Annotated in this window: 18 protein-coding genes and 3 tRNA genes; 6 read left to right on the top strand and 15 right to left on the bottom strand. The window is 64.6% G+C overall.

The window, feature by feature from the left end:
• Positions 1 to 89: 89 nt before the first annotated feature.
• From SCA01S_RS02445 to tkt, 3 genes are all read right to left on the bottom strand, one after another.
• Positions 90 to 1286 (bottom strand): phosphoglycerate kinase, encoded by a 1197-nt coding sequence (locus SCA01S_RS02445; RefSeq protein ID WP_062782506.1) that lies wholly within the window; start codon positions 1284 to 1286, stop codon positions 90 to 92.
• Positions 1287 to 1379: 93 nt separating this feature from the next.
• Positions 1380 to 2387: a type I glyceraldehyde-3-phosphate dehydrogenase gene (gap, locus tag SCA01S_RS02440; RefSeq protein ID WP_022674902.1), complete on the bottom strand. Its 1008-nt coding sequence runs from the start codon at positions 2385 to 2387 to the stop codon at positions 1380 to 1382.
• A gap of 68 nt (positions 2388 to 2455) precedes the next feature.
• On the bottom strand, positions 2456 to 4423 hold the full coding sequence (tkt, locus tag SCA01S_RS02435) for a transketolase (RefSeq protein ID WP_062782503.1): 1968 nt from the start codon (positions 4421 to 4423) through the stop codon (positions 2456 to 2458).
• A gap of 249 nt (positions 4424 to 4672) precedes the next feature.
• Here tkt and SCA01S_RS02430 point away from each other — a divergent pair, with 249 nt between their 5' ends.
• The 4 genes from SCA01S_RS02430 (at position 4673) to SCA01S_RS02415 (ending at position 6371) form a co-directional block, all read left to right on the top strand.
• Positions 4673 to 4951 carry a hypothetical protein gene (locus SCA01S_RS02430; RefSeq protein WP_062782500.1) on the top strand — a complete coding sequence of 93 codons (279 nt, stop codon included), beginning with the start codon at positions 4673 to 4675 and terminating at the stop codon, positions 4949 to 4951.
• Positions 4952 to 4995: 44 nt separating this feature from the next.
• Positions 4996 to 5358 carry a cell division protein ZapA gene (locus tag SCA01S_RS02425; RefSeq protein WP_054131018.1) on the top strand — a complete coding sequence of 121 codons (363 nt, stop codon included), beginning with the start codon at positions 4996 to 4998 and terminating at the stop codon, positions 5356 to 5358.
• Positions 5359 to 5514: 156 nt separating this feature from the next.
• On the top strand, positions 5515 to 6132 hold the full coding sequence (locus SCA01S_RS02420) for a 5-formyltetrahydrofolate cyclo-ligase (RefSeq protein WP_062782497.1): 618 nt from the start codon (positions 5515 to 5517) through the stop codon (positions 6130 to 6132).
• The gene (locus SCA01S_RS02415; RefSeq protein ID WP_062782494.1) at positions 6132 to 6371 is read left to right on the top strand and encodes a DUF2842 domain-containing protein; all 240 of its coding nucleotides are present in this window, start codon (positions 6132 to 6134) and stop codon (positions 6369 to 6371) included. The genes SCA01S_RS02420 and SCA01S_RS02415 overlap by 1 nt, the downstream gene beginning before the upstream one ends.
• A gap of 99 nt (positions 6372 to 6470) precedes the next feature.
• Here SCA01S_RS02415 and SCA01S_RS02410 read toward each other — a convergent pair.
• The 10 genes from SCA01S_RS02410 to SCA01S_RS02365 form a co-directional block, all read right to left on the bottom strand.
• A tRNA-Asp gene (locus tag SCA01S_RS02410) sits at positions 6471 to 6547 on the bottom strand.
• A gap of 131 nt (positions 6548 to 6678) precedes the next feature.
• Positions 6679 to 6755: transfer RNA gene (locus SCA01S_RS02405), tRNA-Asp, on the bottom strand.
• 120 nt (positions 6756 to 6875) lie between these two features.
• Positions 6876 to 7826, bottom strand: coding sequence for a thymidylate synthase (thyA, locus tag SCA01S_RS02400; protein WP_062782491.1), 951 nt, complete (start codon positions 7824 to 7826; stop codon positions 6876 to 6878).
• A 127-nt stretch (positions 7827 to 7953) separates the two neighbouring features.
• Positions 7954 to 8030, bottom strand: a tRNA-Pro gene (locus SCA01S_RS02395).
• A gap of 141 nt (positions 8031 to 8171) precedes the next feature.
• Positions 8172 to 9023, bottom strand: a complete 852-nt coding sequence (locus SCA01S_RS02390; protein WP_062782488.1) for a TauD/TfdA dioxygenase family protein — start codon at positions 9021 to 9023, stop codon at positions 8172 to 8174.
• Complete coding sequence (locus SCA01S_RS02385) at positions 9020 to 9691, bottom strand: glutathione binding-like protein (protein WP_054131013.1); 672 nt, start codon at positions 9689 to 9691, stop codon at positions 9020 to 9022. The genes SCA01S_RS02390 and SCA01S_RS02385 overlap by 4 nt, the downstream gene beginning before the upstream one ends.
• 84 nt (positions 9692 to 9775) lie before the next feature.
• Positions 9776 to 10741, bottom strand: coding sequence for a TauD/TfdA dioxygenase family protein (locus tag SCA01S_RS02380; RefSeq protein WP_062782485.1), 966 nt, complete (start codon positions 10739 to 10741; stop codon positions 9776 to 9778).
• 404 nt (positions 10742 to 11145) lie between these two features.
• Positions 11146 to 12588 carry an MFS transporter gene (locus tag SCA01S_RS02375; protein ID WP_062782482.1) on the bottom strand — a complete coding sequence of 481 codons (1443 nt, stop codon included), beginning with the start codon at positions 12586 to 12588 and terminating at the stop codon, positions 11146 to 11148.
• Positions 12585 to 13973, bottom strand: a complete 1389-nt coding sequence (locus tag SCA01S_RS02370) for an LLM class flavin-dependent oxidoreductase (protein ID WP_245652411.1) — start codon at positions 13971 to 13973, stop codon at positions 12585 to 12587. The genes SCA01S_RS02375 and SCA01S_RS02370 overlap by 4 nt, the downstream gene beginning before the upstream one ends.
• Positions 13974 to 13975: 2 nt before the next feature.
• Positions 13976 to 16399, bottom strand: coding sequence for a TonB-dependent receptor (locus tag SCA01S_RS02365; protein ID WP_062782479.1), 2424 nt, complete (start codon positions 16397 to 16399; stop codon positions 13976 to 13978).
• Positions 16400 to 16918: 519 nt separating this feature from the next.
• Here SCA01S_RS02365 and SCA01S_RS02360 point away from each other — a divergent pair.
• Both SCA01S_RS02360 and SCA01S_RS02355 read left to right on the top strand, forming a co-directional pair.
• Positions 16919 to 17326, top strand: coding sequence for a low affinity iron permease family protein (locus SCA01S_RS02360; RefSeq protein ID WP_022674889.1), 408 nt, complete (start codon positions 16919 to 16921; stop codon positions 17324 to 17326).
• A 145-nt stretch (positions 17327 to 17471) separates the two neighbouring features.
• Positions 17472 to 19514 (top strand): M13 family metallopeptidase, encoded by a 2043-nt coding sequence (locus SCA01S_RS02355; RefSeq protein WP_245652410.1) that lies wholly within the window; start codon positions 17472 to 17474, stop codon positions 19512 to 19514.
• 185 nt (positions 19515 to 19699) lie between these two features.
• Here the strand turns inward: SCA01S_RS02355 and SCA01S_RS02350 are convergent, their stop codons facing one another.
• A complete protein-coding gene (locus tag SCA01S_RS02350) occupies positions 19700 to 19900 on the bottom strand; it encodes a hypothetical protein (RefSeq protein WP_022674887.1) in 201 nt (66 codons plus the stop codon).
• Between the two features lie 85 nt (positions 19901 to 19985).
• Positions 19986 to 22721 (bottom strand): preprotein translocase subunit SecA, encoded by a 2736-nt coding sequence (gene secA / locus SCA01S_RS02345; RefSeq protein ID WP_062782476.1) that lies wholly within the window; start codon positions 22719 to 22721, stop codon positions 19986 to 19988.
• Positions 22722 to 22752 lie beyond the last annotated feature (31 nt).

Below are 22752 nucleotides of genomic sequence, written 5' to 3'. Positions count from 1 at the left end.
GAGCGAATCTGGCTGCGCATACCTATGCACACCCACGCAATAAACAGGCGCGCGCTGCACTGCAACACGCGCCTGTAAAAAAGTTGCGATCAGGCTTCGAGCGCGGCCACGCCGGGCAGTTCCTTGCCTTCCATCCATTCGAGGAAAGCGCCGCCAGCGGTTGAAATATAGGAGAAATCCCCTGCCACACCAGCATGGTTGAGCGCGGCGACCGTGTCCCCGCCCCCGGCCACCGAAACCAGCGAGCCTTCCTTGGTCAGCGCGGCGGCCGTCTTGGCCAGCGCCACCGTGGCGGCATCGAACGGTGCCATTTCGAACGCGCCCATCGGCCCGTTCCACACCAAGGTGCGGCAGGTCTTGAGCACGTCGCCCAGCGCTTCGACCGCTGCCGGCCCCACGTCGAGGATCATTTCGTCAGCGCCCACTTCGTGCACGTTGGCAGTGCGCAAGCTGGGCGGATTGGCGGCAAATTCCTTGGACAGGACAACGTCATAGGGCAGGTGCACGGTGCAGCCGGCCTTGTCGGCATTGTCGAGAATTTCTTCCGCGGTGCCGGTCAGGTCATGTTCGCACAGCGACTTGCCCACGTCCACGCCGCGCGCGGCCAAGAACGTGTTGGCCATGCCACCGCCGATGATCAGGTGATCGACCTTGGACACCAGGTGCTTGAGCACGTCGAGCTTGGTCGAAACCTTGGCCCCGCCGACCACGGCGGCAACCGGCTTCACCGGCTTGCCCAGCGCCTTTTCCAGCGCTTCGAGTTCGGCCTGCATGGCGCGACCGGCATAGGCGGGCAGCACCTTGGCCAGGCCTTCGGTAGAAGCGTGGGCGCGGTGCGCGGCGGAGAATGCGTCGTTCACATAGGCCTGGCCCAGCTTGGCGATCGCGGCGACCAGTTCGGGATCGTTCTTTTCCTCACCCTTGTGAAAGCGGGTGTTTTCCAGAACGGCGATCGTGCCATTGTCGAGCGCGGCCACCGCAGCTTCCGCCTCGGACCCGGCGCAATCGTCGATGAAGGCGACCGGACGGCCCAGCACGTGGCTGAGCGCGGGCAGCACCTGCTTGAGCGAATTGGCCTCGCTGCGTTCGCCCTTGGGGCGGCCGAAGTGCGCAAGGACGAGCACCTTGGCGCCCTTGTCGGCCAGTTCGGTCAGGGTCGGCACGGCGGCGCGCAGGCGGGTGTCGTCGGTCACCTGGCCATCGGCCATCGGCACGTTGAGATCTTCGCGCACCAGCACGGCCTGGCCGGTAACGTCGCCCAGATCATCGAGAGTCTTGAAAGTCATGGGTCTATACCCCTGTTCCATAAGGAAAAGGCCCGGCGCCCGCCTCTGCCTTGTGGGCAGACGCGCGGGCACCGGGCCTTCGCATTCAGGTGATCAGATCAGCTTGCCCATCGCGCCGGCCGTATCGACCATGCGGTTGGAGAAGCCCCATTCGTTGTCGTACCACGACAGCACGCGCACCAGCTTGCCATCGATCACGGCCGTTTCCAGGCTGTCGACCGTCGACGAGTGAGCGTCGTGGTTGTAGTCGATCGAGACCAGCGGTTCTTCGCTATAGGCCAGCACGCCCTTGAGCGGGCCTTCGGCCGCCGCCTTGAGCAGCGCGTTGACTTCTTCCTTGGTCGTGTCGCGCTTGGGCTGGAACGTGAGGTCCACCACCGAGACGTTCGGGGTCGGCACGCGGATCGCCGAACCATCGAGCTTGCCCTTGAGTTCGGGCAGCACTTCACCCACAGCGCGGGCGGCACCGGTGGTGGTGGGGATCATGCTCATCGCGGCAGCGCGCGAACGGCGCGGGTCGGAGTGGATCTGGTCCAGGATCTTCTGGTCGTTGGTGTAGCTGTGCACCGTGGTCATCAGGCCGCGCTCGATACCGATGGCATCGTTGAGCACCTTGGCGAACGGCGCCAGGCAGTTGGTGGTGCAGGAGGCGTTCGACACGATCACGTGATCGGCGGTCAGCTTGTCGTGGTTCACGCCGAACACGACCGTCAGGTCAACGTTCTTGGCCGGAGCCGAAATCAGCACCTTCTTGGCGCCGGCTTCGATGTGCTTCATGCCGCCTTCACGGTCGGTGAAGAAGCCGGTGCATTCCAGGGCGATATCGATGCCCAGTTCGGCGTGCGGCAGCTTGGCCGGGTCACGCTCGGCGGTCACCTTGATGCGCTTGCCGTCGATCACCAGGTCGTTGCCATCCACTTCCACGGTGCCGGGATAGGCGCCGTGCACGCTGTCGCGCTTGAACAGCAGGGCGTTGGCCTTGGCGCTGGCGAGGTCGTTGATGGCGACCAGTTCCAGGCCGCAGTCGGGCCGTTCGAGAATGGCACGTGCCACGTTGCGGCCGATGCGCCCGAAACCGTTGATTGCAACCTTGGTCGCCATGGTCTTACTCCTTAGAATTGAAGACACCGGATGGATGGGGGTGACTTGGAGCCGAGCGGCCCGGGTGCTTACCCGAGCCGTTCGAGAATTTGCGGCACGATCTTGGCAGCCGTCAGGCCGAAGTGATCATACAGAACGGGGGCCGGCGCCGAAGCGCCGAAGCTGTCGATGCCAATCGTCAGGCCATCGCCGACATGCTTCTGCCAGCCGAACGTGGTGCCCGCCTCGATCGAGACCTTGAGCACGTCGGCGGGGATCACGTCAGCCTTGTAGGCCGCGTCCTGTGCCTCGAACAGTTCCCAGCTCGGCATCGACACGACATCGGCGCCAATGCCCTGTTCTTCCAGAGAGTTGGCCACGTCAACCGCGATCGCCACTTCCGAACCGGTGGCCAGCAGCACAACCTTGCGCGCGGCATTGGCCGACACCAGGCGATAGGCGCCCTTGGCGCTGAGCATCGCGCCATCGTGGCGCAGCTGCGGCAGGTTCTGGCGGGTGAGCGCCAGGACCGAGGGCGTCTGCGGCGATGCCAGCGCCAGGTTCCAGCATTCGGCGGTTTCCACCGCATCGGCCGGGCGGAACACCTGCAGGTTGGGGATCATGCGCAGGCTCATCACCGTTTCGATCGGCTGGTGCGTGGGGCCATCCTCGCCCAGGCCGATGGAATCGTGGGTGAGCACGTAGATCACGCGCGCGTGCTGCAGCGCCGACATGCGGATGGCATTGCGGCAGTAATCGGCAAAGACCAGGAACGTGCCGCCATAGGGAATGATCCCGCCGTGCAGCGCCATGCCATTCATCGCTGCCGACATGCCGAATTCGCGAATGCCGTAATAGACATAGCGCCCGGCATAGTCAGCCGGCCCGAACGGCGTCGTGGCCTTGGTCTTGGTACTGTTGGACCCGGTAAGGTCGGCCGAACCGCCGACCATTTCGGGCACCAGCGGAGTGAGCACTTCCAGCGCCAGTTCCGATGCCTTGCGCGAGGCGATGTTCTGGGTCTTGCCCAGCCATTCGCCAAAGGTGCGGCCCGCTTCTTCGCCAGAAGGCAGTTCGCCGGCCATGCGGCGCATCAGTTCGGCCCCTTGCGGATTGGCCGCCAGGCGCGCTTCCCATTCGCTGCGCAGGTCGCGGCCGGCGTCGCCCGTGGCGCGCCAGTTGGCCATGATATCCTCGGGGATTTCGAACGGCGCGGCGGTCCAGCCCAGGTATTCGCGGGCGGCGGCGATTTCGTCCTTGCCCAGCGGCGAGCCGTGCACGTTGTGGCCGCCCTGCTTGTTGGGCGCGCCCTTGCCGATCACCGTGCGGCACGAGATCAGCGAGGGGCGATCATCAGCCATCGCCGCGGCAATCGCGCGCTCGATATCGGCGAAATCGTGGCCATCGCAGTCTTCGGTGTGCCAGCCGCTGGCACGGTAGCGGGCCAGGACATCTTCGCTGGTCGACAGCGAGGTATCGCCATCGATGGTGATCTTGTTGTTGTCCCACAGCACGATCATGCGGCCCAGGCCCAGCGTGCCGGCCAGGCCCACGGCTTCGTGGTTGATGCCTTCCATCAGGCAGCCATCGCCAGCCACCACCCAGGTGCGGTGATCGACGAGGTCATCGCCGAACTGCGCATTCAAGTGGCGTTCGGCCATGGCCATGCCCACGGCCATGGCAAAGCCCTGGCCCAGCGGGCCGGTGGTGCATTCCACGCCAGGCAGCAGGAAGTTTTCCGGGTGGCCCGCGCAAGGGCTGTTCAGCTGGCGGAAGTGACGGATGTCATCCATCGTCGGCTGCTGATAACCCGACAGATGCAGCAGCGCGTAAAGCAGCATCGAGCCGTGCCCGGCCGAGAGCACGAAGCGATCGCGATCGGGCCACTTGGGCGCGGCAGGATCGAACTTGAGAAAGCGCGACCACAGCACCGTGGCAACATCGGCCATGCCCATCGGCATGCCAGGGTGGCCGGATTCCGCTGCCTGGACCGCGTCCATCGCCAGCGCACGGATCGCGTTGGCCATGGGTGCCAGCGCGGTCGGATCGCTTGTCATCTTCGGGTTGGTGTCCTTACTCGCGCGCCCGGCGCGGCCGGGGCGTCTGATTCGGGGAAATCGGGGTCTCTTTGGTTCCCCGGCTTGCCAGCGTCAAGCGCGGCGTCGGCCATGGCAGGTGATCGGGCCAATACCCAGCGCTGGGCCGTGCCGTTTGACAGCGCAATCGGTGCCCTGGCTGGCATGACCCGCCTTTTTGTATGCACAGGGGAACTTGCAGGCCACGGCCAGTGTGATACCGGATGAAATATGGCAATCATGGACGGCACTTCGGCAGCGCGCACTGCCACCAACGGCACAGGCACAGATGGCACCGGCGATCTCTTTTCGGCGATCGAGCGGGTCGAACTGGCGTTGGCCCGGCTGGAAGAGGTTGTCGCCCGCCGCGAGGCCGAGGCGGAAAGCGCAGCGGCGCACAACGCGCAGGCAGAACTGAGCGAGTTGAAATCACGCCACCGCAAGCTGCGCGAACGCGTCAGCGAGGAATTGCAGCAGCTTGACCTGCTGCTGTCGAGCCTGCCGCAGTAACAGCGCCGCATCCGATAGGGGCCAGGGGAACAACGAGCATGCAGATGACGAACGTGACTCTGGCCATCGGTGGACGGTCGCTGACCATTTCGGTTGCCGCCGGGGAAGAAGCCCACGCCGAAATGCTGGGCCGCATGATCGACGATCGGGTGCGCCGCTTGGGGAACATGGCCACGCAGGGTGAAGCGCGCATGCTGCTGTTTGCCGCGCTGATGCTGGCCGATGAACTGCACGAGGTGCACAGCCGCCCTGCCCCGGTTGCGCCGGCCGAGCCGGCTGCTCCGCCACCCGCACCAGCCGGGCCGCCGCCCGAATTGATCGCCCGCGTGACCAATCTCGCCGAGCGGGTGGAAAACCTGGCGCAAAAACTGGCGCTGCCCCTTGAGCCTGATGCCGCGAACGCCTAAATTGCATGGCGACGGGTTCTGCCCGGCACGCGCCGCATGAAACATCCCTGAGGCTATAAGCAAATCCAAGGGGGCTGTCCCTACCTGGGCCCTGGCACAGGCACATGGTCCCCACCTGACGTTGAGGCGTCAGAGGATTTTCCCGGAGAACGACCCATGGTGGGCCCGTCACCCCCCCCATTCCCGGACGAAGACAACGCCGTTGCCGCCAAGCAGGCCCTGCGCAAGGACCTGCGGGCGTGGCGCCGCGACCATGTCGAAGGGCTAGATCCGCGCACCCGCGCGCTGCTGTTCCGCCGCCCGCCCGCGCCGCTGATGGCGCTGATCCCGGCCGGCGCCACCGTGGCGCTGTACAATGCCAGCCAGTGGGAAGCGCCCGCGGCCAGCTATGCCACCTTCTTCCACGAGGCCGGGCACGCCGTGGCGCTGCCGTGGTTTGCCGATCGTGGCGCGCCGATGCAATTCCGCCAATGGCTGGTGCCGCCGCTCGACGATGTGCTGGAACCCGATCCCTGGGGCGTAAAGCAGCCAGCCGCCGATGCGCCGCTGCTTACGCCCGATGTGTTGTTCGTGCCGCTGGTGGGCTTCACCGCGCAAGGCCAGCGCCTGGGCCAAGGCGGCGGGCATTACGATCGCTGGCTCGAAGCCCATCCCGATGCCGTGCCGATCGGCATGGCGTGGGACGCGCAATGCGTCGACAGCCTGCCGCGCGAGGTGCACGATCGCCCGTTGCGCGCGGTGGTCACCCCTACCCGCCTCTACGGTCCGTTCTGATGGGCGAGCGCCAACCCCACTTCAATCCGCCGCCTCCGCCCACCTGGCGTAAGCCGGTGGGCATCCTGGCACTGATCGCCGCGCTGGCGATCTATGGCGGGTTCGTCATGGGCCTGGGCGAACAGATCGGCCGCCTGCCCGTCCTGGTGCAAGTGCCGATCTACCTGGTGCTGGGCACGATCTGGCTCTTGCCGCTGCGCCGCTTCCTGATCTGGATGGAAACCGGCCGCTGGGGCTAGGCCACGTGGACAGGCAGAGCTGACCATCAGCACGCCGAGCCATTTATGCCGGAAACGAAAAAGGCCTCCCGAAGGAGGCCTTTTTGAAAATCCACCAAGTGGCGCGAGTGACGGGGCTCGAACCCGCGACCTCCGGCGTGACAGGCCGGCACTCTAACCAACTGAGCTACACCCGCGTGCCCTTGGGGATTGCGCCTCTAAGACGCGGCCGATATGCTGTCAACTGCCAATTTGCTGTTTCCAGCCTTGGCGTGAAAGCCTTGTTCGAGCAAGGTTTTCGTTGACCAACAACATCTTACCCAAGGGGTGGCGCGAGTGACGGGGCTCGAACCCGCGACCTCCGGCGTGACAGGCCGGCACTCTAACCGACTGAGCTACACCCGCATTCCCCTTGGGGTGAGGCGCCTCTATGCCGGGCGGCCGCAGGTGTCAACAAAGGGTCATGCAGAATTTTCGCACCAAGCTGTGCAAAACTTGATCGGCACCCCGCAAACGCGGCGCGCCTTACACGGCGACCGGGGCGGCCAGATGCCCTTGCGGATGATAGCCCTCCACCACGAAGTCCTCGATGCGATAGTCAAAGATCGATTCCGGCCGCCGCGCGATGGCCAGGCGCGGATCGCCCGACGGCACACGCTGCAACTGCGCCTCGATCAGATCGGCATGGTTGAGATAGAGGTGGGTATCCCCGCCCATCCACACCAGTTCGCCGGGCTCAAGATCGCACTGCTGGGCCAGCATGTGCACGAACAGCGCCGCGCCCCACAGGTTGAACGGCAGGCCCAGCACCACATCGCAGCTGCGCTGATAGAGCACGCAAGACAGACGATTGCCCGCCACCTGGAACTGATAGGTTTTGTGGCACGGCGGCAGAGCCATGGCGTCAAGCTCCGCCACGTTCCACCCCTCCACGATGTGGCGGCGGCTGCCGGGATTTTGGCGCAGGCTTTCCACCAGGCCCGCCACCTGGTTCACCCCCTGCGCGCGGCGGCGAAACAGGCCGTCCTGGCCGGCTGGCTCATAGACCGGCCAATCGACCCACTGCTTGCCATAGACCGGGCCGAGATCGCCCCACTGCGCGGCAAAGGCGGCATCGGCCACGATCCGCGCGGAAAAATCGGCGCGGCTGATATCCTCGCCCGTTTCGCGACGATAGCGATCGAGCGGCCAATCGGTCCAGATTTCCACCCCTTGTGCGCACAGCGCGCGGATATTGGTATCGCCGGTCAGGAACCACAGGAATTCGCGCGTCGCGGTTTTCCAGAACACCCGCTTGGTCGACAGCAGCGGGACGCGGCCCTGCGACAGATCGAAGCGCAATTGCGTGCCAAACACCGCGCGGGTGCCCACGCCGGTGCGGTCCATCCGCTCGTCACCCTGTGTCCAGATCTGGCGCATCAGGTCAAGGTATTGCCATTCGAAGTGCGGGCTGTGGGATTCGGTGGGGCTCATCATGCCCACAGCCTTAGAAGTGCATGCGAGAATCGCAAATAGTGGCAAGCCTCACCGGGCGTTCACCGGAAACGAAAAAGCCGGCCAGAAGGCCGGCTTTTTCATGCCCCTGCAATGCAGGGAAAATAAGTGGTCGGGGAGAGAGGATTCGAACCTCCGGCCCCTGCCTCCCGAAGACAGTGCTCTACCAGGCTGAGCTACTCCCCGACCGGAGCGGTTCGGGCTAGGCCGTCCCCGCTGGGCAGGGCCGCCCTATATGCGGGCGATTCCGCACGCGCAAGCCCTGTTTCAAAAACTTATCAACAGTTTGTATGTTCTTCATATAAACCAATGAATTAGACGTACACATCAGCCTAGCGGGACCCCTTCGATAGTGATGCGATGCATCTCTCGGCGGTGGCCGTGGTAATCGTTATAGGCGTAATGCCAGGTCGCGCGGTTGTCCCAGAACGCGATCGAGCCCGGCTGCCAGTGGAAATCCTCATGGAATTCACTGCGGCGCGCATGATCATAGAGCCTGGCAAGCAGATCGGCCGAAGCCGCGTCTGACAGGCCGAGCACGCGCACGGTGAAGCTTGGGTTCACATAGAGCGCGCGCTTGCCGCTGAGCGGATGGGTGATGACTACAGGGTGCACCGGATCGTCGAGCACGTCGGCGGCGCCCGCGTTGCCGATGCGGCCATCGCGGCGAGTATCCTGCACGGCTTCATAGGCAGCGGCCTTGCTGCCAAACACGTGGCGGGCCGAATGCACCGCGCGCAGGCCATCGACCTCTTGCCGCAACGCTGCCGACAACGCGTCATACGCCGCATACATCGAGGCAAAGGCCGTGGCCCCGCCCTGCGGGGGCAATTCTCGCGCCACCAGAATCGAGCCCAGTGCAGGCGCGGCATCATAGGAATGATCGGTGTGCCAGCCGCCACCGATATTGTGCTGCTGTTCGGGCTCTTTCACGACCAAGGCAATTTCGGGATAACGCGGATGGGCCGCGAAAAAGCGGTTGATGTTGATCGGCCCCCAGGCACGGGCAAAAGCGATGTGCTGCTCCTCGCTGATCTGCTGATCGCGAAAGAACACCACGCCATGTTCGGCAAAGGCGGCGCGGATCGCCGCAAAGTCAGCCTCTGCCAGCGGGCGCGCGAGATCGACGCCGAGGATTTCGGCACCGACGCGGCCATGCTTGCGGATTTCGAGCGTCATGCCGGCACCTCTTGAGCGGGAGCAGATCGCGGGCCAGCCCCGGGCCGGAACGGCAGGGGGCCTTCCGCTTCCCGTGCGGCGCGGACCGCCGGCCGCGCCTCGAAACGCGCGGAGAACGCCGCAAGCGCAGGAAGATCGGCCAGGGCCGGGCCAAAATGCGGGACATAGCTGGCAAAGACGCCGAGATAGGCGTCGGCAATGGTGAAGCGATCGCCCACCAGCCATTCCGCCTCGCCCAGGCGATCCTCGATCGGCTGGAACGCTTCACGCAGGCGGCGCCGGGCGGCCTGGCGGATGCCCTCGTGCGCGGCTGGATCGTCGGAATAGAGGTGCGGGCGATTGCCGACCCGCTGCGTCGCGCCGTGGATCTCACTGTTGATATAGCCGATCCAGGCCTGGATCTGCGCCCGCTCGACCGTGCCGGCCGGCGCGAACAGCGCGGTGCCGGGGCGCTGGTCAGCCAGGAAGGGCAGGATCGCGGCGTTTTCGCCGATGACCGTGCCATTGTCGAGCACCAGGGCCGGAATGCGGCCGAACGGGGTCAGCGGGGCGAGATCGTCTCCCCCCGGCCCCAGCCGCAGCAACCGAACAGGCACGGGCAGATCAAGCTCGCGGATGATGACATGGGCCGGCAGGCTGGTCGCGCCGGGAGAGGCTAGCAATTGCATCGAGCCAGAGTGTCCTTGAGATGACCGAACGGGGAGCGAGCAGCCCTGCCCCCTCCCCGCGCGGTGAGAATGACCTGGTGGCCGTCAGGCCGGCTGGCCAGCGGTGGCGCGTTCCTGCCGCGTGGTGCGGCTTTCGCGGCCATCGATGCCCACCGGCACATCCCCCGCGACCGTGGCGCGGCGCAGCGTGCGGCGCTGCAGGCCGAAATCGGCGATCGCGCGGTGCTGCGTGCTGCGGTTGTCCCAGAACGCCACGTCACCCGGTTGCCAGCGCCAGCGTACGGTGTTTTCCGGCTTGGTGATGTGGTCTTGCAGGATATTGAACAGCCGCGCCGAATCCGCCTCGCTCAGGCCGACGAAGCGCTTGACGAAGTGGCCCAGCAGCAGGCTGCGCTGCCCGCTGACAGGATGGACCCGCACCACCGGATGCTCGGTTTCATAGATCGTCGAGGCGAACACCGACTTGTGATAGAGCGTGCGCTCCTTGGCCGTGTCGCTGGCATCGGCCGATGTGCCAGCCGCCGCGAGCGTGGCGGCGTAATCGTAATCGTTGCTGTGCACCGCCCACAGGTTGTTGACCAGTTGGCGCAGCGGTTCGGGCAGGCCTTCGTAGGCCGTCTCGCCATTGGCCCACAGCGTATCGCCGCCCGCCTCGGGAATGGTGATGCCGCGCAGGATCGATGCCTTGGGATAGGCCGCCAGGAACGTGACGTCGGTATGCCACGATGACGCGGCATAGCCTTCCTTGCTGTCGAGTTCGAGCAGATAGCGCGAACCTTCGGCAACCGGCACCGTGGGGTGGGCAACGGGATCGCCGAACAGCGCGGTCAGCGCCTCGTGCTCGGCATTGTCGAGGTGTTGTTGCCCCCGGAAAAACAGCACCTTGTGCCGCACCAGCGCAGCCTCGATCGCCCGCACGGTGGCGCCGTCAAGATCGCCCGACAGCGCCAGGCCGTGAACCTCGGCGCCGATGCGGCCGGTCACGGGGCGGATATCGAGCGGGGACGCGGGGTCTTTGGCATTGGGATAGCTGGCAACGATAGTGGCCATGGGAATTCTCCTGAACATGGGCCGCGCGCAAGGCATCGCCCGGCAATGGGCCGGCGCGCGCGAACGAAGGGATGGAACGAGAAAGTCAGGTTGGGTGGCGGCGCGGATCACGCGCCGCGCATCAACACATTCGTCGGGTCTTGTGCATCGTATCACCTCGATCGGATGGAGGGATCACGAAGCCTGGCGATGTCGCCCCAGCGTTCGCGCGCTTTAGCCGTTGGTATCGCGGAGCAAGCTGCTTCCCATCAAAAGCCGCGGGCCGATGGTTCGGGCGCAAGGCCCGCTTTTCCTGGCCGGGGAAAAGACTTGCGAACTATCTCTACTCTATCGCTTGACTATGACATGGCAAGCCCGGATCGCTTGGAGGAAGCCAAGTTTTGCCTGCCCTCCCCCAAGTGGAATTATCCCTGCGAGCCGCGATCGGCCTGGGCCAGCCAGCGATCACGGCTGGCATCAGAAACCAGCCCCGCTGCATCGCGCGCAGCCAGCTGGCGACGGATATCGCCATGGCGCCGCTCGTCGATGGGAAACCCATGGATCACTGCGGCCGAGATCACGTGGCCTAGCGCTGGCCCCAGGGCGAACAGCCACTTGAGATGTTCGAGCACGCCGGCCGGATTGGTCCCGCGCGGATCAAACCCGATCCACGCGGCCAGCGGCAGGGCCACGCCGATCGCCAGGGCCACGCCAGCCTTGTCAGACAGCGAGAACACCGAAAAGAACAGGCCGATGCGGTCCTCACCGGTGCGCAGGCGGTGATAATCGGCCACGTCCGCCACGATCGAGCGCAGCATGAGATTGCCCGATCCCTGGGCCAGCCCCTGCGCCACGGTCAACGCCAGCAGCAGCGCGACAGAGCCCGGCGCCAGCGCGAGGAGTGCCAGGTTGATCGCCACCTGGGTCAATTCCCCGGCGACAGCAGCGCGTTCCTTGCCCACGCGGCGGCCGATCGCCAGCCACAGCGGGCAGGCAAAGATGCCAAACACATATTGCAGCAGGAACAAGCCGGGCGCCCAGGCGGGATGGCCCATGTAAAAGCTGATGAAGAATACGAACAGCGCGGTGCGCACGCCCTGTGCCAGCCGCACGGCAAAGTTCGAGGCCAGCACGCTCAGCAGCATGCCTTCGCCAAAGACCAGGCGCAGCGTATGCCACACCCGCACCGGATCTTGCGCGCCGGCCGGCGGGGGCGGTTCGGGCAGCGCACGAATGCCCAGCGGCAGGGTGATCAGCAGCAGGGCAAAGACCATCGCCCCCATTGCTGCCAGTTCCAGCCGGGGCTGGCCGGCCAGCCGCGTAACCAGCAGGCTGGGCAGGACCAGCGCCAGCAGCAGCGCCACGCAGGTCAGCGCCTGGCCATAGGTGGTGATGCGCGTCCGCTCGTGATAGGCGCCGGAAAGTTCGCCCATCCACGCCGCCAGCGGCGTCGCCATCATCGAATAGCCCAGATAGAGCACGAACAGTGCAGCCGACAGCGCCAAGGGGCCAAACCAGGCAGGCGGCAGGAACACCGGCACCGCACCCAGCGCAAAGATCGCGGCCCCCACCGCAATCCACGGCCGGCGGCGGCCCCAGCGGCTGCGCGTGCGGTCAGACAGCAGGCCGATCGCCGGATCGATCACCGCATCCCACAGCCGCGCCAGCAGGAAAATCACCCCCACCGTGCCCAGCGAAAAGCCGAACGCGCTGGCATAGAGCGGCGGGACATAGGTGCTGAGCGGCACTTCCACCGCGGCAAGCGGCATGCCCAGGCTGGAAAAGGCAATCAGCCGCGCCGGGCCAAGCCGCGTGGGCGCCGCGGCGGGCGGCGCGCGCCGGGCAGCATCGAGGGCAAGCGTGCTCATGCAACAAGCTCCTTCGTCTGGGGGGAAAGCGGCGCAGGAAAGTCGGCATCGGGCCGCGCCAGGCCAAGGTTTTCGCGCAAGGTGGCGCCTTCGTATTCCTCGCGAAACAGGCCGCGCCGGCGCAGTTCGGGGAGCACCAACGCGATCACGTCATCAAGGCCTGCGGGAAAGATCGGCGCCAGGATGTTGAAGCCATCGGCCGCGCCATCCTCGAACCAGGCCTGAAGTTCGTCGACCACTTCGGCCGGCGTGCCCACCAGCACGAGATGCCCGCGGGCGGCAGACATGCGCGAGACCAACTGGCGCACGCTCAAGCCCTGCTCCAGCGCGAGGTCGTAAAACAGCTTTTGCCGGCTCTGCCATCCTTGCGTGAATGGCGGCGGTGGCGGCGGCGCGTCGAGATCGACGGTGGTCAGATCCCAATCGAGGAAGGTGCGGATCGACGCGAGCGCACCGGCCACATCGACAAAAGCCTGCAAGCGCGCCAGCTTGGCCTCTGCCTCTGCCCGCGTGGGTGCAACATAGATGCTGACACCGGGCATCACCAGCAGGCTGTCACGCGAACGGCCCAGTGCCTGCGCCTTGTCCTTGAGTCCCTGGGCAAAGGCGCGCGCTGCGGCGCGGCTTTGCTGCGCGGTAAACACCACCTCGGCGGTGGCGGCGGCCAGCGCCTGGCCATCATCAGACGATCCGGCCTGGACGATCACCGGATGGCCCTGCGGCGGTCGCCCGGTCTGCAACGGGCCAGCCACGCGGAAGTGATCGCCAGCATGATCCACACGGCGCAACCGTGCCGGGTCATAATAGCGGCCGCTGGCCTGGTCGGCCTGGATGGCATCGTCGGCAAAGCTGTCCCACAGCTGCTTGACCACCGCCACATGCTCGGCCGCGATGGCATAGCGCGCGGCGTGGGCCAGTTGATGGTCCAGCCCGAAATTGGCCGCCTCGGCATCGCTGCCCGAGGTGACGAGGTTCCACCCCGCCCGGCCGCCGGAAAGCTGGTCGAGCGCGGCAAACTTGCGCGCGACATGATAGGGCTGGAGATAGGTGGTGGAAACCGTCGCGATCAGCCCGATATGGCTGGTGTGGGTGGCCAGGGCCGAAAGCAGCGTCAGCGGTTCGCCGGTATAGACGGGTGCGGTATAGCTGATCGCCTCGGGCGTGGCGCCGAACAACGCCACGTTGTCGGCCAGGAACACGGCGTCGAACTTAGCAGCTTCGGCCTTTTTTGCCAGATCGCGCCAATATTCGAACCGGAAAGGCGCGCGCGGATCGACATCGGGATGGCGCCAGGCGGCGGCATGATGCCCCACCCCGAACAGGAATGCGCCCAGCTTCATCTGGCGTTTGCCGCCGGCATGGCGATGTGCGGTATGGTCGGCCATGGTCAAAACGTCCGCGTGATGGTGCCGCCGAACGTGCGCGGATTGCCATAGACCTCGATCACCGGGGCCGAGGCACTGGCCGCGCCGTAGGAGACGGCATAGCGTTCGTTGGTCACGTTCTTGGCCCAGGCCTGAAGCTGCCAGCGGTTGTCCTGCGTGCGCAGGCCCAGCCCCACGTTGGTGATCGCTACCGGCGCCTGCCAGCCATAGACCGAGCGCGGGTTGATGTAGGCAATCCGGCTTTTCCAGCTGGTGTTGGCATAGCCGGTGAGGTTCCATTCCCCACCGATCGGCTGATCAAGATCGATCCCGCCCTGCACCGTCCACTTGTTGGAACCGGCCACCTGATAGCCGGTGAGCGACAGGGGCCGCGCGGCGCCGCCATTGGCCAGCTGGAATTCCAGCGGCGCGGGCGCATCGGCATAATCCAGGTACTTGGCGTCGTTATAGGCAAGATTGGCATTGAACCCCAGCGCCCGCACCGGGCGCCACGTCGCCTCGAACTCGAACCCGCGCAGCCGCACCTTGCCCACGTTGGCGAGATAGGTGCCGAACGAGGCATTGGCCTGGTCGACGCGGGTGCCCTGATAATCGGTGATCGTGTTGTTGTAGAGGTTGAGGTTGACGGTGGCCTTGCCGCCGGCCCAACTGGTCTTGATCCCGGCCTCGAAATCGGTGGACTTTTCCGGCCGGGTGATCACCAGCGCGGCCTGGCTCGCCGTGGCCGAAGTATTGGCCGCGCCCGATTTTTCGCCATGGCTGGCCGAGGCATAGAGCAGCACGTTGGGCGTCACCTGCCACGCCGGATTGACCAGCCAGGCCAGCGAGCCACGGCTGACCTGGTTGGCCAGCGTATAGGCGCCGGCCGCGCTGCCGCTCGTCCCGCCCAGGTTGTTGAGCAGCGCCTGCCGCGCCGTGGCGCCAGCGGGATTGAGCGCGCCGGTGCCCAGGGCATAGCCGGCAATATTCACCTGCTTCTTCTCCCAGGTGTAGCGCAGGCCGCCGGTGAGCGAGAACGTGGAGGTGAGATGCGCGGTCACCTGGCCAAAGCCGGCCAGGCTGTCGATCGTCAACCGGCCGTCGCGGTCATACTCCAGCCCGTCGATGAACGAGGACGGCACCCCTGCCCCCAGGAAAAACGTCGAGGCGTCTGATCCGAAGATCGTGCGCAAGTTGCTGCGCAGCTTTTCGTGCAGGTAAAACGCGCCCACCTGCCAATCGATCGTGCTGCCCTTGGCCGAGGCGAGCCGCAGTTCCTGCGAATACTGATTGACGTCAACATCATAGCCCGCACGGTAGATATCCAGCGGGGTGTAGTCGCTATCGTTGTAGGGCCGGAAATAGAGCCGCCGCCATGCGGTAACGCCGGTCAGGTTCACACCGCCCAGATCCCAGTTGATCTCGTTGGAAAGACCATCGGTCTTGGCGATCAGGCGATCCTGGTTGTTGAGGTTGGCGTTGTAGGGCCCGTTGAGATTGGGGGTATAGCCAAACCGCGCCAGCTTGGCGCTCCAGCTACCGGCGCGCGGCGAATTGACCGTGCCATCCAGGTTCAGGTTCTGTGTCACGTCCGCCACTGGCGGGTAGAAATTGTTGTATTCGTTGGATTCGTAATGTTCGGCGATCAGGCGTGAGGACACAGTGGCGCTGGGCGTGAACAGCAGTTGCCCGCGCGCCGACCAGCGATCGTTGCCCAGCAGCTTGACGCCGTTATAGGCGTTGGTGATCCAGCCGCCGCCCTTGCTTTCGGCAAAGGTCAGCCGATAGGCCAGCTTGTCATCGATGATCGGCCCGGTGGCATTGGCGCGCAGCTGCACCGCATCGTAATTCCCATAGGTGGCTTGCAGCGTATAGGAAGGCTCGAACTGGGGCTTGGCCGTCTGCACGATCACTGCGCCGATCGTGGTGTTCTTGCCCAGCAGCGTGCCCTGCGGCCCGCGCACCACCTGGATGTTTTCCAGGTCGACGAAATCGAGCCAGGAAAAGCCCACGTGGGTGAAGAACACGTTGTCCACGATCAGGCCAACGCCGCCTTCGGCGCCATCGTTGCTGGCATTGCCGCCCAGCCCGCGAATGTAGAGGCCGGAAACGCGGGTATTCTGTTGCAGCGCGCCGAAATTGGGCACGCGCAGGGCAAATTCGCTTACCCGCTCGATCCGCTTGGCAGTCAGTTCCGCGCCGGAAATGGCCGAGATGGCCAGCGGCACATCCTGCAGCCGTTCTTCGCGGTGGCGGGCCGTGACAGTGATGGCATTGGCATCGGGCACATCCGGGCTGGCTGGGTCGGCGACCGGTGCCGGCGCCTGTTCGGCCGGCGCCGCCGCAGTTTCGGCTGCCTGGGCCAGGCTTGGCAAAGCCAGTGCGGTGGAGGCGAGCAGCAGGGCGCCCAGGCCCGTGGCCGGGCGGGTGGCATGGAAAATCGACATGGAAAAGCGGTCCCTCATGGACTGAAGGCGCAAGGCGGCCTGCCGCGTGCGGGGCATCGCCGCGCGGCCTTGCGCAATCTGGATATGATTATGGTCAGGCCCAGGCGCAGCCGTGGTCTGCACGGTGGCTGGGCGCGGGCATTATGCCGCTATCGTGTGCATTGCATCGTATCACCCCTGAAACAGCGGGGAACACGAAGCCTGGCGATGTCGCCCCAGCGTTCGCGCGCTTTAGCCGTTGGTAACGCGGAGCAAGCTGCTTCCCGATCAAAAGCCGCGGGCCCGTGGCGGCCGCTGAGGGCCGGCGCAGCATCGGGCCAGGCCGCTGCGTCTTGATCTCTATTTATTTGATAGACTTTTTACCGTCAAGCGATGGCGTGGGATGGAAGCGGCAAAGCAATTCTTGGGCACGGCCAAGCCAGGGTGCCCCCAACGGTTCCCTGCCCTTTCGGGAACCGCGCGGCCCGCCCGCTGGTTTTGGGAAACAGTCCAGCAATCAAACCAGAAAGAACCGCGGCCATGGACCGGATTTTCACCGCATTTGCCAATCGCGTTTCGGCCTTGGCGGGGCAACCGGCGAGTTTCGCGCTGGCCACGCTGATCATCGTCGTCTGGGCCGTGTCGGGCCCGATCTTCGCCTGGTCAGACACCTGGCAGCTGGTGATCAACACCGGCACCACCATCGTCACGTTCCTGATGGTCTTCGTCATCCAGAATGCGCAAAACCGCGATGCTGCGGCGATGCAGGCCAAGCTGGACGAGCTGATCCGCGCCCTGGAAGGCGCGCGGGGCGATTTCATCGGGATCGAGCATCTGTCCGACAGCAAGATTTCCAACATTCGCACCGCGCTGGAACAGGAAAGTGGCTGCGATACTGACCGAGCCAGTGTCGAAGAAAGCGTGGAGGTGCTGCTGCGCCGCCGCTGACAATTGCAAATGACACGATTGGCGACAAAAAGCGCACAGACATGCCCTTTTTATCAATGGCATCACCTGCATCAAACTCTTTCAGATGAAACCGTCTTCGTCTAGGTTGCGCGCCGTTGAGGGGTCAACAAGGATGAATGCAACTGTGAAACTTCGCATGATGGTCTTGGCATCGACGGCATTGGCCGTGGCGATGCAGCCGGCCCTGGCCTCTCCGGCGTCTCGCGCAAAGGCGGCACCCGCTGCCGCCAGCGCTCAGAGCGGGCCGATTGGCGGCTGGGGTGTCGATCTTTCCGGGCGCGATCTTTCGGTCAAGCCAGGCGATGATTTCGATACTTACGCCAACGGCAAGTGGAAGGCGCGCACGCCCATTCCCGAAGACCGGCCCAACATCGGCACGCTTGCCCTGATCGACGAGCAAGTGCAGGCGCAGATGAAGGATCTGGTCGCCGCCATGCCCGCGACCAGCCAGGTCGGCGCGCTCTATGCCAGCTTCATGAACGAGGCGGCGGTCGAACAGCGCGGCCTCGCCCCGCTCCAGGCCGATGTCGCCAAGGTCATGGCGATTGCCGACAAGACCGCCTTTGCCCGCGCCATGGGCGGCACCGAAGGAAACTTTGGCATCAGCCTGGTCGATTATGGCGTAGGCCCCGATACCGCCGATGCGGGGCTGAATGTCCTCTCGCTTGGCCAGGGCGGCCTGGGCCTGCCGGAACGCGATTATTACCTCAAGCCCGCCTTCGCGCCGCAACGCGAGGCCTACGTCGCCTATATCACCCGCACGCTGCAAACGCTGGGCGTGGCCGATCCGGCAGCAGCGGCCGCAAAGATCATGGCGTTTGAAACCGAGATCGCCACGCGCAGCTGGGATATCGCCCGCCGCCGCGATCGCAGTGCCACCAACAACCCGATGTCATCGGCCGAATTTTCCGCCTATGCGCCCGGGATCGACTGGACGGCCTTCTTCGAAGGCGCGCATATCGCCCCGCAAAGCCGCATGATCGTGCGCGAAAATACCGCGATCCGCGATCTGGCGGCGCTCTATGCCAACACCCCGCTCGACACGCTCAAGCTGTGGCAGGCATTCCACGTGGCCGACCAGGCTTCGCCCTATCTGACCAAGGCGATGGTCGACAGCCGCTTTGCCTTTACCCGCACGCTCACCGGCGTGGGCCAGCTCAAGCCGCGGTGGAAGCGCGGGCTGGATCTGGTCAACAGCCAGTTGGGCGAAGCGGCCGGCCAAGCCTATGTCGCGCGTTACTTCCCGCCATCGTCCAAGGCGCGGATGCAGGAACTGGTCGCCAACCTGCGCGCCGCCTTTGAAAAGCGTATTGCCGCCAATCCGTGGATGAGCGCGCCGACCAAGGACGCTGCGCTTGCCAAGCTGGCGCGGATCGACGTGATGGTTGGCTATCCCGACAAGTGGCGCGATTATTCGGCGTTGGTGATCAAGCCTGACGATCTCTACGGCAACGTTACCCGCGCCGCGCGCTTCAATGCCGACTATGCAATGGAAGACCTGGGCAAGCCGGTGAACCGCAAGAAGTGGGGCATGAACCCGCAGACGGTGAACGCCTACAACGGCGGGGCCAAGCTGCAGATCGTGTTCCCCGCCGGCATTCTCCAGCCGCCGCTGTTCGATCCGCGCGCCGATGATGCGGTAAACTATGGCGCCACAGGCGCGATCATTGGCCACGAAATCAGCCACAGCTTTGACGACCAGGGCCGCAAGATCGACGCCAAGGGCGCCATATCCGACTGGTGGACGCCCCAGGATGCCGAGCGTTTCGAGGCGGAAGCCAAGGTCTTTGGCGATGAATATGCCCGCTTTGAAGCGGCGCCGGGCGCCTTCATCAATCCCAAGCTGACGATGGGCGAAAATATCGCCGATCTTGCCGGCCTGCAGGTGGCGCTCGATGCTTATCACAAGTCACTGAACGGCAAGCCCGCGCCAGTGATCGACGGGCTGACCGGCGACCAGCGCTTCTTCCTCTCGTTTGCCCAGGCCTGGCGCGCCAACCAGCGCGTGGATTCGCTGCGCAACCAGGTCACCACCGACCCGCACAGCCCCGCGCGCTTCCGCATCCTCGGGCCGCTGCCCAATATCGAAGCGTGGTATCAGGCCTTTGGCGTCAAGCCGGGCAACACCATGTACATCCCGCCCGAAAAGCGCGCCAAGCTGTGGTGAGCTAGGTAGAGAAAAGCCCCCTTCTCTTCAGAGGAGGGGGTTTGGGGGTGGTGCAAGGCCATACGCAAACGCGCGCCTGCACCATTCGAATTTTCAGCTAAATCCGCTGGTCAACAGCAAATTTCAGGGGTGGTTTCCACCACCCCCAACCCCCTCCTCTAAAGAAGAGGGGGCTTTTTTGTGCCTCAATCCAGCTTGGCGCGGATCTTGGCGATCAGCTTGGCGATGCGATCGGCCGCTTCGGTGAAGGTTTCCACATCGGCGCGGTTGTTGTTGCCGCGCGCTTCCTTGGCGGATTCGAGATAGCCTTCCAGGTCCACCTCGAGCGCGTCGACGATCATTTCGCCTTCATCTTCGCTCAGCGTCAGCTTGATGGTCTTGTCCACAATCGGTTCCTTCGGATTTTTCGGAATGGAAAACCCCGGCCAGCCTGCGCCAGCCGGGGTTGAAAAGTTGCGATCAGCAGCAGGCTCAGGCCGCCAGGCCGTGGCAGTGCTTGTACTTCTGGCCCGAGCCGCACGGGCAAGGCGCGTTGCGGCTGATGCCCTGGCCGGCATAGGGATCTTCGCCCGCCGCCACAGCAGCGCCCGTCGCCTGGCCGCCACCGAGCGCGCCGAGCATGGCAGCAGCGCCAGGCACCTGCGGCACGGCATCGTTTTCACCGGTGAACGGATCGATGTGGCTGGTGAGGAAATCGGGCAGTTCGGGCAGCTGGAAGTCTTCCATCGGCTGCATGCGGATTTCGCTGATCATCAGAATGCGCGTCACGTCCTCGCGGATCGCGTCGAGCATCTTTTCAAACAGGCCAAAGGCTTCCTGCTTGTATTCATTGATCGGCGTCTTCTGCGCATAGGCGCGCAGGAACACCACCTGGCGCAGCGCGTCGAGCGTGGCGAGGTGTTCCTTCCAGTGGTGATCCAGGCGTTCGAGCAGGATCGACTTTTCCAGGTTGCCCCACGATGCACGGTCCACCGTGTCGAGCTTGGCCGCCATGTGCGCATCGGCCAGCGCGATCAGGCGCTCGCTGATCAGCTCGGCTTCCACCGCGTCTTCTTCCAGCCAGTCATCGAGCGGCGGCGTCATGCCCAGTACGTCGGCCACGCGTTCCTTGAGGCCGGCGATATTCCACTGTTCGGGATAAGAACCCGGCGGGCAGGCATCACCAACCATGGCATTGATCGTGTCGTGGCGCATATCCACCACAACATCGTCCACCGCATCGGCATCCATGATGTCGGCGCGCTGCTCGTAGATCACCTTGCGCTGGTCGTTCATCACGTCGTCGTATTCGACAACCTGCTTGCGGATATCGTAGTTGCGCGCTTCCACCTTCTTCTGCGCGGTCTCGATCGCCTTGGACAGCCACTTCGAGCCGATCGCCTCGCCATCGGCAAGGTTGGAATTCATCATGCGGGCAAACAGCGTGTCGGGCCCGAAGATGCGCAGCAGATCGTCTTCCAGGCACAGGTAGAACTTCGACAGGCCCGGGTCACCCTGGCGGCCCGAACGGCCACGCAGCTGGTTGTCGATGCGGCGGCTTTCGTGCCGCTCGGTGCCGATCACGCAAAGGCCGCCGGCTTCCAGCACCTTGGCCTTTTCCGCGTCGATCTCGGCCGCCATGCGCGCGATCGCGGCATCGCGCTCCGGCCCTTCGGGCACGTCGCGCAGCTCGTCCTCCATGCGGAATTCAAGGTTGCCGCCCAGCTTGATGTCGGTGCCGCGCCCGGCCATGTTGGTGGCGATGGTCACCGCGCCAAGGCGGCCGGCCTGGGCCACGATGTGCGCTTCCATTTCGTGGAAACGGGCATTGAGCACCGCGTGCTTGACGCCTTCGCGGTTGAGGAACTCGCTCAGCAGTTCCGACTTCTCGATCGACACGGTGCCGACCAGCACCGGCTGGCCGATCTCGTTCTTCTCGCGGATCAGCTTGGCGATCGCGGCAAACTTGTCGAGCGTGTTCTTGTAGAACTCGTCTTCCTCGTCCACGCGCTGCACCGGCACGTTGGTGGGAATGGTGACGACATTCATCTTGTAGATTTCGAAGAACTCGGTCGCCTCGGTCGCGGCCGTCCCGGTCATGCCCGAAAGCTTGGGATACATGCGGAAGTAGTTCTGGAAGGTGATCGAGGCCATGGTCTGGTTTTCAGGCTCGATCTTGACGCCTTCCTTGGCCTCCACCGCCTGGTGCAGGCCATTGGACCAGCGCCGGCCATCCATCATGCGGCCGGTGAACTCGTCGATGATGATGACCTTGTCGTCCTTGACGATGTAGTCGATGTCACGCTTGAACATGACATTGGCTTTCAGCGCCTGGTCGAGGTGGTGCACCACCATGGTGTTTTCGACGTCATAGAGGTTGGAGCCAACCAGCAGGCCATCTGCCTCCAGCGCGCGCTCCACCCATTCCACGCCGTCTTCGGTCAGGGTGATGCTCTTGGTCTTTTCATCGGCTTCATAGAGCGACGGATCGATCTGCTTCACCACCGCATCGACCGAGATATAGAGGTCGCTCTTGTCGTCGGTGGGGCCGGAAATGATCAGCGGGGTGCGCGCCTCGTCGATGAGGATCGAGTCCACTTCGTCGACGATCGCATAGTTGAACGGCCGCTGCACCATCTGCGAGCGTTCGTGCTTCATGTTGTCGCGCAGGTAGTCGAAGCCCAACTCGTTGTTGGTGGCATAGGTGATGTCGGCCTCATAGGCCTCGCGCCGCTCATACTCGTTGAGGTTGGGCACGATCACGCCCACCGTCAGGCCAAGGAACTTGTAAAGCACGCCCATCGTCTCGGCGTCGCGCTTGGCGAGGTAGTCGTTCACGGTCACGACGTGAACACCCTTGCCTTCCAGCGCGTTGAGGTAGACCGCCAGTGTTGCCACCAGGGTCTTGCCTTCGCCGGTGCGCATTTCGGCGATTTCGCCGCGGTGCAGCACCATGCCGCCGATCATCTGCACGTCAAAGTGGCGCATGCCCATGGTGCGCACGGCCGCTTCGCGCACCGTGGCAAAGGCTTCGGGCAGCAGGTCATCGAGGCTGGCGCCCGCTTCGAGGGCAGCGCGGAACTTCACCGTCTGCGCGGCAAGCTGCTCGTCGCTCATCGCTTGCACTTCCGGCTCGAAAGCGGCGATCTTCTTCACCTGCTTGTCGAGCGACTTGACGTAGCGATCGTTGGACGAACCGAAAATGGACTTGGCAAGGGCGCCGAGCATGGCGGTGTTTCCTGTTATGCAAATGGGTATG

Source organism: Novosphingobium capsulatum NBRC 12533 (assembly GCF_001598375.1).
GTDB lineage: Bacteria > Pseudomonadota > Alphaproteobacteria > Sphingomonadales > Sphingomonadaceae > Novosphingobium > Novosphingobium capsulatum.
The sequence above is the reverse complement of the archived record's forward strand: the minus strand, read 5'-3'. Positions and strand labels throughout refer to the sequence as shown.

Coding starts and splice junctions, on each gene's coding strand:
- SCA01S_RS02445 (WP_062782506.1), bottom strand. CDS start 1,286: ATGACTTTCAAGACTCTCGATGATCTGGGCGACGTTACCGGCCAGGCC.
- gap (WP_022674902.1), bottom strand. CDS start 2,387: ATGGCGACCAAGGTTGCAATCAACGGTTTCGGGCGCATCGGCCGCAAC.
- tkt (WP_062782503.1), bottom strand. CDS start 4,423: ATGACAAGCGATCCGACCGCGCTGGCACCCATGGCCAACGCGATCCGT.
- SCA01S_RS02430 (WP_062782500.1), top strand. CDS start 4,673: ATGGCAATCATGGACGGCACTTCGGCAGCGCGCACTGCCACCAACGGC.
- SCA01S_RS02425 (WP_054131018.1), top strand. CDS start 4,996: ATGACGAACGTGACTCTGGCCATCGGTGGACGGTCGCTGACCATTTCG.
- SCA01S_RS02420 (WP_062782497.1), top strand. CDS start 5,515: ATGGTGGGCCCGTCACCCCCCCCATTCCCGGACGAAGACAACGCCGTT.
- SCA01S_RS02415 (WP_062782494.1), top strand. CDS start 6,132: ATGGGCGAGCGCCAACCCCACTTCAATCCGCCGCCTCCGCCCACCTGG.
- thyA (WP_062782491.1), bottom strand. CDS start 7,826: ATGATGAGCCCCACCGAATCCCACAGCCCGCACTTCGAATGGCAATAC.
- SCA01S_RS02390 (WP_062782488.1), bottom strand. CDS start 9,023: ATGACGCTCGAAATCCGCAAGCATGGCCGCGTCGGTGCCGAAATCCTC.
- SCA01S_RS02385 (WP_054131013.1), bottom strand. CDS start 9,691: ATGCAATTGCTAGCCTCTCCCGGCGCGACCAGCCTGCCGGCCCATGTC.
- SCA01S_RS02380 (WP_062782485.1), bottom strand. CDS start 10,741: ATGGCCACTATCGTTGCCAGCTATCCCAATGCCAAAGACCCCGCGTCC.
- SCA01S_RS02375 (WP_062782482.1), bottom strand. CDS start 12,588: ATGAGCACGCTTGCCCTCGATGCTGCCCGGCGCGCGCCGCCCGCCGCG.
- SCA01S_RS02370 (WP_245652411.1), bottom strand. CDS start 13,973: ATGGCCGACCATACCGCACATCGCCATGCCGGCGGCAAACGCCAGATG.
- SCA01S_RS02365 (WP_062782479.1), bottom strand. CDS start 16,399: ATGTCGATTTTCCATGCCACCCGCCCGGCCACGGGCCTGGGCGCCCTG.
- SCA01S_RS02360 (WP_022674889.1), top strand. CDS start 16,919: ATGGACCGGATTTTCACCGCATTTGCCAATCGCGTTTCGGCCTTGGCG.
- secA (WP_062782476.1), bottom strand. CDS start 22,721: ATGCTCGGCGCCCTTGCCAAGTCCATTTTCGGTTCGTCCAACGATCGC.